The sequence below is a fragment of the Lentilactobacillus fungorum genome, assembly GCF_016860605.1.
GTDB lineage: Bacteria > Bacillota > Bacilli > Lactobacillales > Lactobacillaceae > Lentilactobacillus > Lentilactobacillus fungorum.
On record NZ_BNJR01000010.1, the window covers coordinates 148,396 to 162,939 of the forward strand.

At 42.4% G+C, this 14,544-nt stretch carries 15 protein-coding genes and 1 pseudogene; 11 read left to right on the plus strand and 5 right to left on the minus strand.

Annotated features, from left to right (window positions below; translation table 11 throughout):
- Window positions 1-25 precede the first annotated feature (25 nt).
- The 8 genes and pseudogenes from YK48G_RS04955 (at window position 26) to YK48G_RS13635 (ending at window position 6,337) form a co-directional block, all read left to right on the plus strand.
- Window positions 26-874: a hypothetical protein gene (locus YK48G_RS04955; RefSeq protein WP_203629618.1), complete on the plus strand. Its 849-nt coding sequence runs from the start codon at window positions 26-28 to the stop codon at window positions 872-874.
- Window positions 875-1,091: 217 nt separating this feature from the next.
- Window positions 1,092-1,346, plus strand: a complete 255-nt coding sequence (gene mazE, locus YK48G_RS04960) for a type II toxin-antitoxin system PemI/MazE family antitoxin (protein WP_203629619.1) — start codon at window positions 1,092-1,094, stop codon at window positions 1,344-1,346.
- A complete protein-coding gene (locus YK48G_RS04965; protein ID WP_232365288.1) occupies window positions 1,339-1,716 on the plus strand; it encodes a type II toxin-antitoxin system PemK/MazF family toxin in 378 nt (125 codons plus the stop codon). The genes mazE and YK48G_RS04965 overlap by 8 nt, the downstream gene beginning before the upstream one ends.
- 695 nt (window positions 1,717-2,411) lie before the next feature.
- Window positions 2,412-4,469, plus strand: coding sequence for a DUF5776 domain-containing protein (locus YK48G_RS04970; protein ID WP_203629620.1), 2,058 nt, complete (start codon window positions 2,412-2,414; stop codon window positions 4,467-4,469).
- Window positions 4,470-4,652: 183 nt separating this feature from the next.
- The gene (locus YK48G_RS04975; protein ID WP_203629621.1) at window positions 4,653-4,793 is read left to right on the plus strand and encodes a hypothetical protein; all 141 of its coding nucleotides are present in this window, start codon (window positions 4,653-4,655) and stop codon (window positions 4,791-4,793) included.
- A gap of 48 nt (window positions 4,794-4,841) precedes the next feature.
- Window positions 4,842-4,943: pseudogene (locus YK48G_RS04980) on the plus strand (DUF5776 domain-containing protein); the annotation flags it as partial.
- An 81-nt stretch (window positions 4,944-5,024) separates the two neighbouring features.
- Window positions 5,025-5,444, plus strand: a complete 420-nt coding sequence (locus tag YK48G_RS04985) for a hypothetical protein (RefSeq protein ID WP_203629622.1) — start codon at window positions 5,025-5,027, stop codon at window positions 5,442-5,444.
- Window positions 5,432-6,337: a DUF5776 domain-containing protein gene (locus YK48G_RS13635; RefSeq protein WP_203629623.1), complete on the plus strand. Its 906-nt coding sequence runs from the start codon at window positions 5,432-5,434 to the stop codon at window positions 6,335-6,337. Before YK48G_RS04985 ends, YK48G_RS13635 begins: the two co-directional genes overlap by 13 nt.
- A 445-nt stretch (window positions 6,338-6,782) precedes the next feature.
- Here YK48G_RS13635 and YK48G_RS04995 read toward each other — a convergent pair whose 3' ends face one another.
- Window positions 6,783-7,064, minus strand: a complete 282-nt coding sequence (locus tag YK48G_RS04995; protein ID WP_203629624.1) for a type II toxin-antitoxin system HicB family antitoxin — start codon at window positions 7,062-7,064, stop codon at window positions 6,783-6,785.
- Between the two features lie 282 nt (window positions 7,065-7,346).
- Between YK48G_RS04995 and YK48G_RS05000 the strand changes: the two genes are divergently transcribed.
- Window positions 7,347-8,120: an SDR family oxidoreductase gene (locus YK48G_RS05000; protein ID WP_203629625.1), complete on the plus strand. Its 774-nt coding sequence runs from the start codon at window positions 7,347-7,349 to the stop codon at window positions 8,118-8,120.
- Window positions 8,121-8,194: 74 nt separating this feature from the next.
- Window positions 8,195-9,538 (plus strand): gluconate:H+ symporter, encoded by a 1,344-nt coding sequence (locus YK48G_RS05005; protein WP_373300174.1) that lies wholly within the window; start codon window positions 8,195-8,197, stop codon window positions 9,536-9,538.
- A gap of 84 nt (window positions 9,539-9,622) precedes the next feature.
- Here the strand turns inward: YK48G_RS05005 and YK48G_RS05010 are convergent, their stop codons facing one another.
- Both YK48G_RS05010 and YK48G_RS05015 read right to left on the minus strand, forming a co-directional pair.
- Window positions 9,623-10,627: a LacI family DNA-binding transcriptional regulator gene (locus tag YK48G_RS05010; protein ID WP_203629627.1), complete on the minus strand. Its 1,005-nt coding sequence runs from the start codon at window positions 10,625-10,627 to the stop codon at window positions 9,623-9,625.
- Between the two features lie 158 nt (window positions 10,628-10,785).
- On the minus strand, window positions 10,786-11,340 hold the full coding sequence (locus YK48G_RS05015; RefSeq protein WP_203629628.1) for an NADPH-dependent FMN reductase: 555 nt from the start codon (window positions 11,338-11,340) through the stop codon (window positions 10,786-10,788).
- Between the two features lie 761 nt (window positions 11,341-12,101).
- Here YK48G_RS05015 and YK48G_RS05020 point away from each other — a divergent pair.
- Window positions 12,102-12,722: an isochorismatase family protein gene (locus YK48G_RS05020; RefSeq protein ID WP_203629629.1), complete on the plus strand. Its 621-nt coding sequence runs from the start codon at window positions 12,102-12,104 to the stop codon at window positions 12,720-12,722.
- 100 nt (window positions 12,723-12,822) lie between these two features.
- Here the strand turns inward: YK48G_RS05020 and YK48G_RS05025 are convergent, their stop codons facing one another.
- Together YK48G_RS05025 and YK48G_RS05030 are read right to left on the minus strand one after the other, a co-directional pair.
- The gene (locus YK48G_RS05025) at window positions 12,823-13,425 is read right to left on the minus strand and encodes a nitroreductase family protein (protein ID WP_203629630.1); all 603 of its coding nucleotides are present in this window, start codon (window positions 13,423-13,425) and stop codon (window positions 12,823-12,825) included.
- Window positions 13,426-13,653: 228 nt separating this feature from the next.
- Window positions 13,654-14,532 carry a hypothetical protein gene (locus YK48G_RS05030; RefSeq protein WP_203629631.1) on the minus strand — a complete coding sequence of 293 codons (879 nt, stop codon included), beginning with the start codon at window positions 14,530-14,532 and terminating at the stop codon, window positions 13,654-13,656.
- Between the last annotated feature and the right edge of the window lie 12 nt (window positions 14,533-14,544).

Below are 14,544 nucleotides of genomic sequence, written 5' to 3' on the forward strand. Positions count from 1 at the left end.
TGAGTAATTAATTGGAGGGACACATATGAAGAAAGGGTTTGTTAGTTTACTAGCCGTCGCTAGTATCATGGTTGGAATATTAAGCTTATCGGTGGTTTCTGCATCAGCTAGTAACGTGAAACGCGTAAGCGCTAGTTACGTTAAAAAATATGGCATTAAACATCGTTTCTACAGATTAACTAAGAATACCAAAGCGTCCATATACTACTACGTTAACGAACCAGGAACCAATCAGGATGCGTTAACCCGTCGGGCAAATATCAGTATACCTAAGGGCACGGTTATTGATTCTCAATCGACAGGTTCAAAGAATGGGAAAAAGGTGCTTTATGGAACTGGTGTTGATCTTAGTTATACTTTGAAACATAAGCTACTTGGTAACAATCGTTTGGTTGGCGGGCCAACGTTCGCTATTAATTATTCTGCAAATACTGTGCGAATTAAGCGTCCAGGATACATGCTCCCATATGGCAATAATGTACTATATTCGGGTGGTTTAACTGGTTTTTCACAATTTGGGACATATGATAGTAACGCTGTTAAGTTGACTTCGAATGGCTATGTTGAATATTATAAGTATACTAATCGGCGAGCTGCTGAAAACATCATAAGTGCTTACCAAAAGCAAACCGTTCCAACCAGTTATGCCAAGATAAATCGTTCAGTTGTTAGAGGAAATGTAATGTATTTATATTATGGTCATAAACTTAAAGGGGTTTCTAACAGTAAGGTTCGCGCTAAGGGACCTTATCAGTATCGTTTGACCATCACTAATCAACATACACCTTACCAGTTAGATAACGATATTTCGGCTAGCCTGTACGCCATCGGAAATCAGAAATTCTTTACTTTTGTTACGGTATCAAAAGAATAAAAATGGCTATTGGTTATTAGAAGTGTTTATTGCAACAATGTTATTTTAAACAACCAAACTGATAAATGGCCGTTAAACAATTAACTAACAGGTTATCGCTACACGCTAAATAAGACGCTCTTAATTGAATGCCCTTTTGCCAACGATGCGGGCTTCGTGTATACACAGGGGTAACTACTTGGGATATAATTAAGCCACTCAGAAAGGGGCGTTTAAAATGATCAACAAAGTAAAAGTTCGTAAATCAGGTAACAGTCTTGTACTAACTGTCCCGACACAAGTTGGGGTCACTGAAGGCGAAGAATATAAAGCTAGCAAGTTAGCTGATGGGACTATTATTTACGAACCAACCAATCACACCAACATCTTTGCGACTAAAGAAGCACAAGATTATGATTTCCAAGCTGACGTGCAAAACGATCCGGAATTGCAACCAGTTGACCCCGTTGGATTGGAGCGATTAGATGACTAGCATGCCCATTAAAGGCGACATTGTTGTCTTAGACGCGGAACCGCATAGCGGAAAAGAATATGGTGGCCATGATGCCAACTTCGTGAACATTCGAAGACATTATGTCGTCATGAGCAGTACTGATTATAATCAGGCGACCGAAATGGTACTCGCGATGCCAATAACCACCAGTGACCGTTATCAAAACAATCAGTGGTACTTTCCAATCCTCATCAACGGCAGTCAAAATACTGGCGTTAAAGGCTACGTTGTTGGATGGCAATTAACTAACTTTGATTACAAATTGCGCCACGGGCAAATCATCAATCATATCTCGGACAAAACCTACACAGAATTAAAACGGTACATCCAAGATATGCTTGATCTCTAATGACGATTCTCTAACCAATCTCTAAACTCAACACTTAAGGTACTCTTAACTGAGCGCCTTATTTTTTTACCCGCAGTCATCTGGCGGGATTTGTTTACAGGTTCAATGGGACATCCATACGAAACAGCGATTCGCTTAACAATACGTAGAAAAAGTAGTGATAGAAAGACGAATTAGCTAAATATTATATTATATGCTGGCTGTTCGTCTTTTCGTTTGGACTTTTTTAGGCTGGGTTGGTTCACTTCGCGATAAAAAGTCCCGGCTGATATCTGATTGTTAGCCGCCATTACCCTCGCCGGTACTCACCACGGCCAAGCTAGCTTAACAGTTTGGTGGTTAATTGAGCAGCGCTTTCCCGAGCCGATTACCCATCCGATATTTCCAAGAATTGAAGACCAACTCCCGAAAAAATGGCGGTATTCCAGTCATCAACTAGAACACGCAATTGATAATTCCTAGGTGTGTATAAAAGTGTATAAAAGCAATTTGCCAAAACAAGCTCACAACTTTCTTATTCTACCCCTCAACTCTAAACTCATTCTCCGAGTCCGCCAGAGTTTAAATTTCACAATTACTATTAAATATGAAATAATAAAACTGTTAGGTAAATAATAACAAAATAGGGGGCTGAATGCCGTTTTGGTAATCGTTTTTTTGCGGCATCCGCAAATGCGCAAATGGAGGGGAAAACGATGATTAAACAACGAAAAGTTATTGTAAGGTATTTATTAGTATTCGGATTATTTCTAATTAGTTTTGTACTTGGGGGTACGCGGGCACAAGCGGCGGATAATTCGCTGGTTTATACTGGCAGCCAACCGAATACCAATATTCCTACGTATAATCATGTTAGTCATGAATTTTATTTTTCGGTAACTGGCAAAGACGGTAAGACCGTTCGCTCAAATTATGCAACGATGCCGGGGTCAACGGATCGAAATGGTTCTGTTGTGGACAGCTCGAACTTTCAAGGGCTTGTTGAACATTTTAAAGTGACCAACACCTCAAATAAAACATACACGGTAAACGAAATCATTACGTTGCCAAGATATTATGTTAAGACAAGCAACGTTGTTTATGCTGGCAGTGAAGCGCCTAAGATTGAGACCGACTATCGTGATTCGACTCAACCAGCTTCGAAAATGGACATTCAGTATATGTATTTAAATGGAAATACGAGTGACCTACAAGATTTGAATGAGTACCGGGTGATTGGCACGCTGGCACCAGGAGATTCTGTGGAAGTTAATACGCCGCTGAAAGTTTTGCCCCGATCTAATAACTCGATTGACAACATTCAAGTGGGAAACTTCAGTTACGGCATTCCGTGGAATTCTGATTATGATGGCGCCACTGAATTGGGGTTGAACCTCCGTTTTGGTAAATACGTGAGTCCACTGGATTATTGGGATACTAACAACAAGAATGTGTTCATCGCCGCAACCAATAATGACCAGGGTTCGGCAGTTTTGGCTAAGGACGTTCAGGACTTAATGCCACCGATTTCCTCGAATCTGGATGCCTTTACGTACCAAAACCTGAACGGCGAAAGTCTGCCGGTTGGCAGCCCAGTGTATACTGGCTCATCTGTGACAATTCATCTAACTAAATTAAAGGGATTGGATGGTCAAACATCGCTTGCTGATGAGCTTCATGATGAAGGTTATGCTTTTAACATTTTGGATAACGGTACCGAACAGCCAACTTATACTTTTACGATGGGAACCGGTGGCGTAATTTATGGAGACAACAATGGGTCGTCGATTGTCATGAATGAAACTAAGTATAATGGACGGACATTGGGGGACGCCTACTTAGCGATTCATAAGCTGATTAGTGCTAAAGACGAAACTTATCCGGTATCATCCAAAGCAACTTGGGATCAAGGTGCCTATCAAGACGTGCAGTTTTATGATAAAAATGGTCAAGCAATTACTAAACCGGCCAATGCGTCTTACACCGTTCAAAAAGTAGCTGCCAACGGAACGGCTACAAAGGTTGCCAATAATGAAGTTGATTTAACCAAAGATGGCGTTTACCAAGTGACCTACGTTTATCCGGTTACGAATAGTGTGACGGTTAAAAAGACGATTACAGTGACGGTGGGTAAGGGTAATCCAACGCCAACTCCGGTGGTGCCTGATAATGATCAGCACCCGGCAGCGACGCCAACGGGTTCGATAACGTCGACGACACCCAAGACTTCAGCAAGCAATAATGGTGATTTAACGAGTCATTCGACCACTTCTAAATCAGCTGTTCCAAGCAATGCCGCCAAGAAAGGTACCGCGGTTTATGCTACCAAAAAGATTTATCTGTATCGCCAAGCAACCTTCAAGAAGTCGCAGCGAATAGCGGTTTATCCTAAAGCTAAACGGATTAATCGCCCAATGTTTGTTGTCACAAACAATGCTTATTCTAAAGCCGGCCGCCTACGATATCAGGTTCGAGACGTCAACCACCACAGTAAAACTGCCGGCAAGACAGGGTATATCACTGCTGATCGTGCATTCGTCGTGCCAGTTTACTATGCCTCAATGCCAAAGGACAAGCAGGTAACGGTCATTGCCAAGAATGGAGCCAACGCCTATCGAAATGTTAACTTGACCAAAAAAGTTAAGCATTACAAGAAGGGTGCCCATCTGAAGGTTAAGAAAATCGTCAAGCACAACTTAACTAGTCGGTATGTTTTGAGCAACGGTGATTATCTGACTGGTAATAAAAAGTTGGTGATTCAAGGAACCAATTAAGCGTTTGAATAAAATCTAGCTAGAAATCTAAGTGTGATTCACACGCATAATGGCTGAGCCTCAATACTATATTGGGGCTTTTTGTGATTGGAAATTAAAGTAGTCAGTTAAATAACAATAGTGATACAATTATATTATAGAATTAGTATGAACTTATAATACTGGGATTTTTGGGGGCTTTTGATGTATAAAAGATTAGAAGGTTTGATACTAGCAACGCTAGCCGTGGTTACCACGATACTAGGACTCATATTGGTAGGTGGCCAATCCGCCAAGGCGGATAACAAAGCAAATGATATGACTGTTCAAGTTGTTAATACCTGAGGGAATCAGCTATTGCCGGATCCGGATCAATACGTTTCACTGGTGAAGGTTAAGAAGATTGTCAAGCACAACTTAACCAGTCGGTACGTTTTGAGCAGCGGTGACTATCTGACTGGTAATAAAAAGTTGGCGATTCAAGGAACCAATTAATTGAATAAAATTTAGAGCAGTTCAATTTTAAATCAGAATAATTAGTAGTGTTAAGTTATCATGAACATAGGAGGAATTCAAATGAACAAGGGATTGAGACGATTAGTTATGGGGGTTATTGCCACGACTGCGATAGTGGCTGGCTTTATCCTGGTTAATGGGAAACAAGCCCAAGCGGCCAATACGCAAAATTATTTAACGGTTCGGGTGAATGATACTCAGGGCCACCAGTTAAAGGCAGATCAAAAAGTCTTAACTGGGGTCAAAAATGTCCAGAGTCCTGATATAACCGTTCCGGGATATGCTGAGAATGATATTCATTCGGTGAGTATTTCTGCGTGGCCAGGAATGTATTTTGGAAATGTATCTAGAGTTGATTGTATGGTAAACCCGGAAGATCCGAAGACGATTTATTCCGGTGTTGATGGGCAGGATGATGCAACTGAAATTCCTGAGGGTCTTACTGCAGCGTCTTATATGTTAGTTTTATGGCAAATTTGAGCTACCATATTCCATATGGGCCAACCATCTCAATACCCAATGGCTATGATCCAACAGCTGAAAACTTTACAGTGACATATGGCTTTCAGCCAGCCGATACGATAATTACGTACGTTGATACTAATAATAAAATAGTTAAAACTGAAACGGTTAGCGGGTATGTAGGCAAGGCTGGCATTGTCACCACCGCGCCAAATGGCTATACATTGGCAGCTAATACCCCTAAAGATTACACAATGACTGCTGATGATAAGGATAACTTAACTGTCCATGTTGTGGCTAACTCGACTCCAAACAATAATACCAATGCGACTGGCTACGTGACGCCTACCCAACAGGAATCCAGTACTACCCCGACACAAGCGAGTTCAAGTAGTTCAACCACAACTACGCAACCCGCAATTCCTAACGCTGCGGCTGTGAAGGGCGCTGTGGTTTATGCTACAAAGAATATCTATCTTTATAAGCATGCTAACTTCAGCAAAAACGATCAAGTTGCTAAGTACCCCAAAGCCAAACGAGTGAACCGGCCAATGTTCGTTGTGACCGATTACGCTCGTTCCAAGGATGGGGCATTGCGGTACAAGGTCCGTGATGTGAACCATGGTAGTAAGACTGACGGGAAGACAGGTTACATTACCGCTAATCGGAAGTTTGTTGTGCCGGTTTACTATGCCTCAATGCCAAAGGACAAGCAGGTGACGGTCATTTCCAAGAATGGGGCCAACGCCTATCGAAATGTTAACTTGACCAAAAAAGTTAAGCATTACAAGAAGGGTGCCCATCTGAAGGTTAAGAAGATTGTCAAGCACAACTTAACTAGTCGGTATGTTTTGAGCAACGGTGATTATCTGACTGGGAATAAAAAGTTGGTTATTCAAGAAAACAATTAATTAAATAAAATTTGAAGCAGTTCATCGATTTGATGGGCTGCTTTTTTTACAATTGAACAATTATTTTGGAAAAAATGTCTAAATAGTTCCTTCCCGATTTAAAAAGAAATGTTTGCCAGTGAACCTTATTATGAGTTGTTTAGGTGCAATTATTGAGAATAACGATCAGATAATGCAACGAATTAAAAAGGGATGAGTGGAAAAGATATCGTGAGTTTTACCCTGACAGGGATAGCGATGCAACTTAACGTCATGTTTTTAAAAGTTCAGACAATAGAATGGATCTTTCATGACGTCAAAATGCCATACGACATATATAAAAATAGGTCGTATGGCATTTAAGTGCTAATGATAAACAAAAATGATAGCAATTTTATCCCTGAACATAGTTGTTAAGCTCATCATCTGGATTAAGTGACGAACTAGCTAGTTGCTTGATTATTAATTAGCAAATAGTCTTTTTAGCTTCTTTAAGGTCAACGGCAATCATGACAACATATTGCCCATCTTTTAACGGGATTTCGTTAATGGGCGTTGCTTTTGGCAGTTTTCGCTTGCGATCTACGAGAGCCAACCCCAATACTTCGTTGGCGTAGAAAGCGGCGTCGGTTTCATTTCTACCATAAGTGATGGCTTCTGGAACGTCTGGAAAGGTCACATTAATTGCATGAGATTCAGGTTCTGGATCAAAAATTGCTGGATAGATAACGATATCCTTTTTTGCCATGTCTGAAACCTCCTATAACGTTGATAACTAGTGGCTGTTAATTTATTCTAACATAATTTAATATGCTTGAATGATGCATTAAACGCGGTAATTAATGAATTAGGTTCAGTTAAACTCATTGGGAAGTCAGACTAATTTAAAAAATAAAAATGTAAGCGCTTGATTATTTTGCCGTAATAGGGTACATTATCTTCGAAGGTGTATCGATACACCCAATTTAAAAATGAATTGGCCATTCATATTGGATTTAAGTACGTACAAGTTAATTGGAGGATGAGCGTCATGGCAGATTTTGATCAGAACAGTTTTTCGTTAAAAGGAAAAGTCGCCTTAATTACTGGCGGTGCGGAAGGATTAGGGAAGAATTATTCAATCGCGTTATCACTGTATGGCGCTGACATCTTTATTGTCAGCCGATCCCAAAAAGGCTGGGAAGATACGCGAAAGATTGTTGAAGCTAATGGGCAACAAATTGGCTTTCTCCAAAAAGATATCACGGCTCCTGAGGCTGCTAAAGAAACAGTTGCCGCTGTTATCAAGCAATTTGGCCATATAGATATTTTGGTTAACAACGCTGGCATGCAATTGCGAAACGACGTGCTGGATTTCAAAGATGAAGATTGGCAGAAAGTGATCAATCTTAACTTGAACGCGCTTTATTACATGTCACATGAAGCGGCTAAGGAGATGGCAAAACAAAAGCATGGGAAGATTATCAACATTGGGTCCATGCAATCTTATCGGGCTGGCAAGTATATTTTCCCATACACTGCCAGCAAACATGGTGTTTTGGGGTTAACCAAAGCTTACGCGGATGCTTTGGCACCATACAATATTCAAGTAAACGCATTGGCGCCAGGATACATCAAAACTAACATGACTAAAGCCTTACAAGATGATCCAGTTCGTGGCCCCGAAATCAAGGCGCATATTCCCGCTGGCGAGTGGGGGGTTCCAGAAGAATTAATGGGGCCGATGGTTTTTTTGGCAAGTCAAGCGGCCGATTACGTGACGGGCGTGATGTTGCCAGTGGATGGTGGTTACTTGCTTAGATAGCATTCATGATGTAGAGAGAAGTTTAAGCGATTAGTAAAGTTGGCTTTTGGGTTGGTATGCATTTATTTGAAAGGATGTTCAGTATGCCATTACTAATTGTTGCGATTGGCGTTGCCCTGCTGGTCTTTTTGATCACAGTGGTTAAGCTCAACACGTTTTTGTCGCTGATTATTACGTCGTTTGTTGTTGCGTTGCTGTTGCAAATTCCGGTTGCCAAGATTCCATTAAGTATTGAAACCGGGATTGGCGGGCAACTGGGACATTTAGCCGTGATTTTTGGCTTTGGCTCCATGCTTGGTAAGCTCGTATCGGATTCTGGTGGCGGTTATCGAATTGCCCATACTTTAATTGAAAAATTTGGCAAACGCCACATTCAAGTTGCCGTTGTATTGGCTGCATTTATTGTTGGTTTAGCACTATTTTTTGAAGTGGGATTGGTTGTTTTACTGCCAATTATTTTCGTGATTGCTAGAGAAATCGACTTGCCGTTGATGTATTTAGGAATCCCAATGGCAGCAACCTTAAACGTCACCCACGCATTTCTGCCGCCACACCCGGCCCCAACGGCGATCTCTGGAATCTTCCATGCCGAATTAGGCCAGGTACTGCTAATTGGGATTATCGTGTCGATTCCAACGATCATCATTGCTGGCCCTTTGTTTAACATGTTTTTGCATAAGGTCTATCCAAAAGTGTATCGACGGGATATCAATATTAGCACGTTAGGAGAGTTCAAGGAATTTAAACTTGAAGAAACGCCGGGGTTTGGCATTAGTGCGCTCACGGCGATGATGCCGGTTATCTTGATTGCTTTGGCCACAATCTGTGAATTTGTCCTCCCAAAAGGCAATCCAATTAATGAAACCATTCAGTTTGTCGGGGCACCTGATGCGGCCATGTTGATATCACTGGTATTTGCTGTTTATACAATGGGGCTGGCCCGCAGTAAGAAGATGGCCGAGATTAGTAACTCCATGGTGATTGCGATCAAACAAATTGCGATGATGCTGCTGATTATCGGTGGTGGCGGTGCGTTTAAACAGGTGTTAATGGATGGTGGGATTGCCAAATACATCTCAGATCTATTTACGCAAATGAACATGTCCCCATTGATTGCTGCTTGGATTGTCGCTGCCTTACTCCGAGTCAGCTTAGGATCGGCAACCGTGGCATCACTGACCGCCGCTGGATTAGTGGCCCCGTTGATTACCCAATCGGGTGCTAATCCGGTTTTGATGGTCTTAGCAGTTGGTGCTGGATCGGTGTTTGCTGATCACGTGAATGATGCTGGCTTTTGGATGATTAAGGAATACTTTGGATTAACATTAAAAGAGACATTCTTATCGTGGACGACCTTAACATCGGTCTTATCGGTTAGTGGCCTCTTGTCAGTTTTGGCGGTGTCAGCATTTATGTAATGGAAGTCCTCAAGCCGGCTGTCCACAAAATAAAGCAAAACCATTCCTTTGAAAAAATGGAATGGTTTTTTGTCGCGATTAATATTAAAATGAATGGCCATTAATTCGAGTTGCCGGAATCAGCTTAGTAGTGGGAGGAGTGGCCTTGGCGGTTTCGATGGCCGTCAGTAAGATCTTGGCTGCCTGGCGACCAATTTCCCTTGGGTCCTGCTGCATGAGGTCAATGCCATCCCCCACGAATTTTGACCAATCCCAATCGTCAAAGCTGGCTAATCCAATTTGATCAGGAAAATGTAACTTTAAATGGCGAAGAGCGGCTAGTGTTTTAAAAAGCAGGGGGCCCATTAGTGAGACGATGACGGTTTTCTTTGAAGGGGTTTGCCGATAATTTTGGATTTGTTGGTCTAACCAGTTAGTCGGCTGATCAGCTAGGTCGAGGTTAACGACCCTCACAGAAGACTCAGCGGCAATTTCTTTAAAGCCCTTAATTCGAGGCGCTTGAGCTGAAATTGCAACGGTTGTGCTGCTTACCAACAGGATTTGGTTATACCCCGCCGCTATGAGTTCGGCGCCAAATTGCCGGCTAGCGTCAAGGTTATTAGTCACAACTTGACTAATTGGTTGAGGGTGGCCACTAGGTTCTCGGTCCACCGTCACTAAAGGAACTTGGTTTTTGAGAACGAATTGGTAATCGTTGAAACTTGATTGGCTGGGTTGAATGATAAAACCGTCGACTTCTTGTTCAAGCAGCCGGTTAAGACCCTTACGTTCTTCTGTGGCTGAGTTATTAGCATTTAGGAGTAGCACACTATAATCGTGTGGTTGGAGTATCTCGTAGATCCCACTGAACAATAATGATGAAAAAACATTCGAAATATCACCAACGATCACCCCAATCGTTTTGGATTGGTTGGTTCGCAGCCGCCGAGCAGAAGCGGAAGGATGATAGTTCAGTTGTTTAATAACGGTTGTGATTTTAGCTTGGGTTTCAGCACTCATTTTGTTGAAATTACCGTTTAAATAGCGAGATACCGTTGTAACCGAGACGCCAGCGGCTTTAGCAACATCAGAAATGGTCACGTTTTTCATTTTGGTTAATCCGTCCTCGTTTTTTGATACCATTATGATAACGCAATCTGAATGGAAACGGAAAATCAAGCTATTAGTAAGCCGCGTAAGTTTAGTTTCCAATATAAAGTACGATAAATCATGGCACAATAAGTCTGTGAGTATCTGGGAACAGTAACTTATACTAGTTTCTCAACATAAGCCACTAGCGCATCAGCTAATGAGTGAAAATAGTTTAACTCGTTTGGATCAGTAATCTTACCGTCTGGGTCAATGTATTTCGTAACGTTGCCAATATAGGCTTCGGGTTGTTGAACCGTTGGCATATTTAAGAAGACCAATGACTGGCGCAGGGCGTGGTTGGCACCAAACGCGCCGGTTGCCCCGTTGGTGACGCTAATGACTAAGGCTGGTTTGCCATCCCACACGCTTTGGCCGCGGGGGCGTGAACCAACATCGATGGCATTCTTTAAGACGGCCGGCACGGAACGGTTATATTCTGGAGTGACGAAGACAAAGGCATCGCATTGTTTGGCGGCGAGCCGAAATTCCTGCCATTCGCCTGGTTCATTATGGGTTTCCTCTAAGTCTTGATTAAAAAACGGGAGACTGCCAATCTTAATAAATGTTGCTTCGTAGTCGGCTGGAAACTGGGTTGCCAAGGCATTAGCCACAATTCTCGAATAAGATCCCTGCCGCAAGCTGCCGACTAAAATACCAATTTTCTTTGACATGAATACACCTCCATTGATGCAAGTTGACGACGATCAGTGGTTCATTAGTTGGCTAGGGTAACATAGTTGTTGAAAGCCTTACCAATTCAATTTTACCTGAAAGTTCGGAATGGTCAACTAATAATGCTGAATACACGGCTACCGGTTGTGAAACAATTTCAAGCTCTTCAATGCCGTTACAGCTACTTAATTGGGAGGCGAAATCCTCGCAGTTCACAAGCTTCAGGAGTAATATGTAAGCGTAGACAGAAAGATGGCTGCGCAAAGCGGGAAGTGGCATCTAAGTTGAATTGTCCCAAAACCCAAACCTGGGGTTTCCTGGCAAGTTAACTTAAGCGCCATTTTCTAAACGCTTTGCTCCGCTCATTTTGTTGTAGGACAGCTGCGCAAAGCAGAAAGCTGCACCTAAGTCAACTTGGCCAAAAATCCAAGCCCGGGATTTCCGACCAAGTCAACTTAGGCTCCGCTTTCTAGGCGCTTTGCTCCGCTCACTGATTGTAGGACAGCTGTGCAAAGCAGAAAGCTGCGCCTAAGTCAACTTGCCCAAAAATCCAAGCCCGGGATTTCTGACCAAGTTAACTTAGGCTCCACTTTCTAGGCGCTTTGCTCCGCTCACTGATTGTAGGACAGCTGTGCAAAGCAGAAAGCTGCACCTAAGTCAACTTGCCCAAAAATCCAAGCCCGGGATTTTCAGCCAAGTTAACTTAGGCTCCGCTTTCTAAGCGCTTTGCTCCGCTCACTTTATTTTTGGAGGGATAACAATGACAAGTTTTGCGAAACGTGGTGCTGATGATCGATTATTATCACCAGACAACTCAGTATTAACCATTATTGATTACCAACCAACTCAAGTAAACTCGATTGGTTCGATGAAGCATGCCGACTTGGTTAAGAATGCCGCACTGGTTGCTAAAATTGGCAAGCAGTACCAAATTCCAATAGTGCTTTCAACCGTTAATGTTGCAACTGGCCGTAACAAAGATACGCTGCCAACCATTAAAAAAGCACTTGGCGATATTCCTTCCTATGATCGAACTTCCATTAATGCGTGGGAAGATCAGGAATATAACGCAGCAATCAAGGCCACTGGACGCAAAAAGATTATTATCTTGGCACTTTGGACCGAGGCCTGTTTAACATTTCCAACCCTGGATGCATTGAGTGAAGGGTTTGAAGTTTACCCAGTTGTAGACGCAGTTGGTGGAACTTCACCAGTTGCCCACGAGACGGCGCTACGGCGAGTTGAACAAGCTGGTGCTCACTTAATTTCCATTCCACAGCTAATTTGTGAATTACAGCGGGATTGGAACCGAACCGATACTGTTCCGGAATTTGTTTCCGACTTGTTGGAGGATGGCGCATTTACGCCAGATTTAGGTTAAGCCAATATCGTTTGACTTGCTGAAAAGCAGTCATTTGAATAATAGCAAAATGAGTCAAACCACTTCAAACAAAAGTGATCTGACTCATTTTATTGATTGACTACTTTAATACTTTAAATCGATTAGCATCATCCATGAATTCCTTCTCGCCAGCAGGGGCTTCGATTGAACCAAAGTCCATTTGAGCGCGGAGATTCCAACTTGCGGGAATGCCAAAGGTTTCTCTAACTTCATCATCAATCAGTGGGTTGTAATGCTGTAAGTTGGCACCAATGCCATTTTCAGCAAGCGATGTCCAAACGGCGAATTGAGCATTGCCTTGGGCTTGTTCTGACCAATCAGCAAAGTTATCTGCGTAGAGGGCAAAATCATTTTCAAAGCGATGAACAACATCGGTATCAGTGTAGAACAAGACGGTTCCAAACGCTGACTTGAAGCCGTTGATCTTGGCTAATGTTTTTTGGTAAGCTTCCTCAGTCGGAACTTCAGACTTCAGGCGCTTGGCAACAATGTCCCAAAGCTTTTCGTGATTGCTACCGAATAAAATCACGGCCCGAGTGGTTTGGTTATTAAATGGGGTTGGCGCCCATTTGATGTTTTGCTTAATCAAATCAGCAATTTCATCAGGGGTTTGGGAAACATTGCGGCCCAGTGCGTAGATTGACCGGCGCTTTTTAGCGAGGTCTAATAATTGTTCTTTCATGGATGTGAGTAGCTCCTTTTCCTTTGTTTAGATAGTATTTAAATTCATATCCGTTAGCGGAAAGTAACGGATAATCTATTATAACAGTTACTAATAGTAAGTACAAGCCGATTGACATGCCGATTTGATTTAGATTGTTAACATCTCGGATCTCATCCTGTTAATAATCACCCACAAAGTGATGGTCCGGTATTGGCATATCTGACAAAGGGATTCCTTTTGAACCAGCTAATTTTGTGGGCCACTTGCTTTTTCTATCTCACTCTTATATTGAGGTGACAAAAGGGCAATGGTATAGTCCCCAAAGGTTGGGTAGTATTTAGTCTTGCTAGCAGCTTTATAAATCGGCGTACTATCGGCACCAATATACCAATGTTGATACTGGTCGAGATTAATTCCCTGCTTCTCCAGATCAGCTTTCACAAATTTATAAAAGGATAGCTTGCCAGTCACCAACTCATGTCTTTGCTCAGCAGTCGGCTTGGTCGAGTTGCTAATGAACTTAAAGTGAGAGTACGGCACTGTGCTTAATTTTGCATTAGTGGGATCAGTTCGGTGGAGTTGGGCGCCAATGTGCATGATGTTGTTGCCAATGCCCGCTTTAAATTGGTTACTAATGCTGGCATCCTGATTATAAGCAACTTCCTCGTTGTAGCGATCGCTGCCAACTTTATAACCTTCAACATTCTCAAGTTCATCGCTATCTGCGTTAGGGATGCCGCCAGTATTTGGCATCGTACCAGGATCGAGTTCGCCTTTGACCATATAACCCCGCCAAACATAACCTTTTACGGTACCCTTATCATTGGTAACGTAGTAGAAAATCCCCGTCTTTTTTCCGTTAGTCATCTTCAAAACTTTGTTGGCATAAAGCGTAATGTTACCCAGGGCACTAACTCTTTGAATTTTATGATTGAGATGGTAGTTCCATAGGTAGGCGCTGACGTTTTCGCCACTCCAGTGAATGGGAACCTGGTTGACGCGTTTGACTGCAAGGGCGTGGTAAGTGCCAGCTGCATGGGTGGTTGGCGGGTTAAAAAATGTGGTTAAGCCTAATAATGTGCCGGTAGCGATTAGATAGTTAATTAAAATCTTAGTTGTCTTCAATGTTTTGCCTCC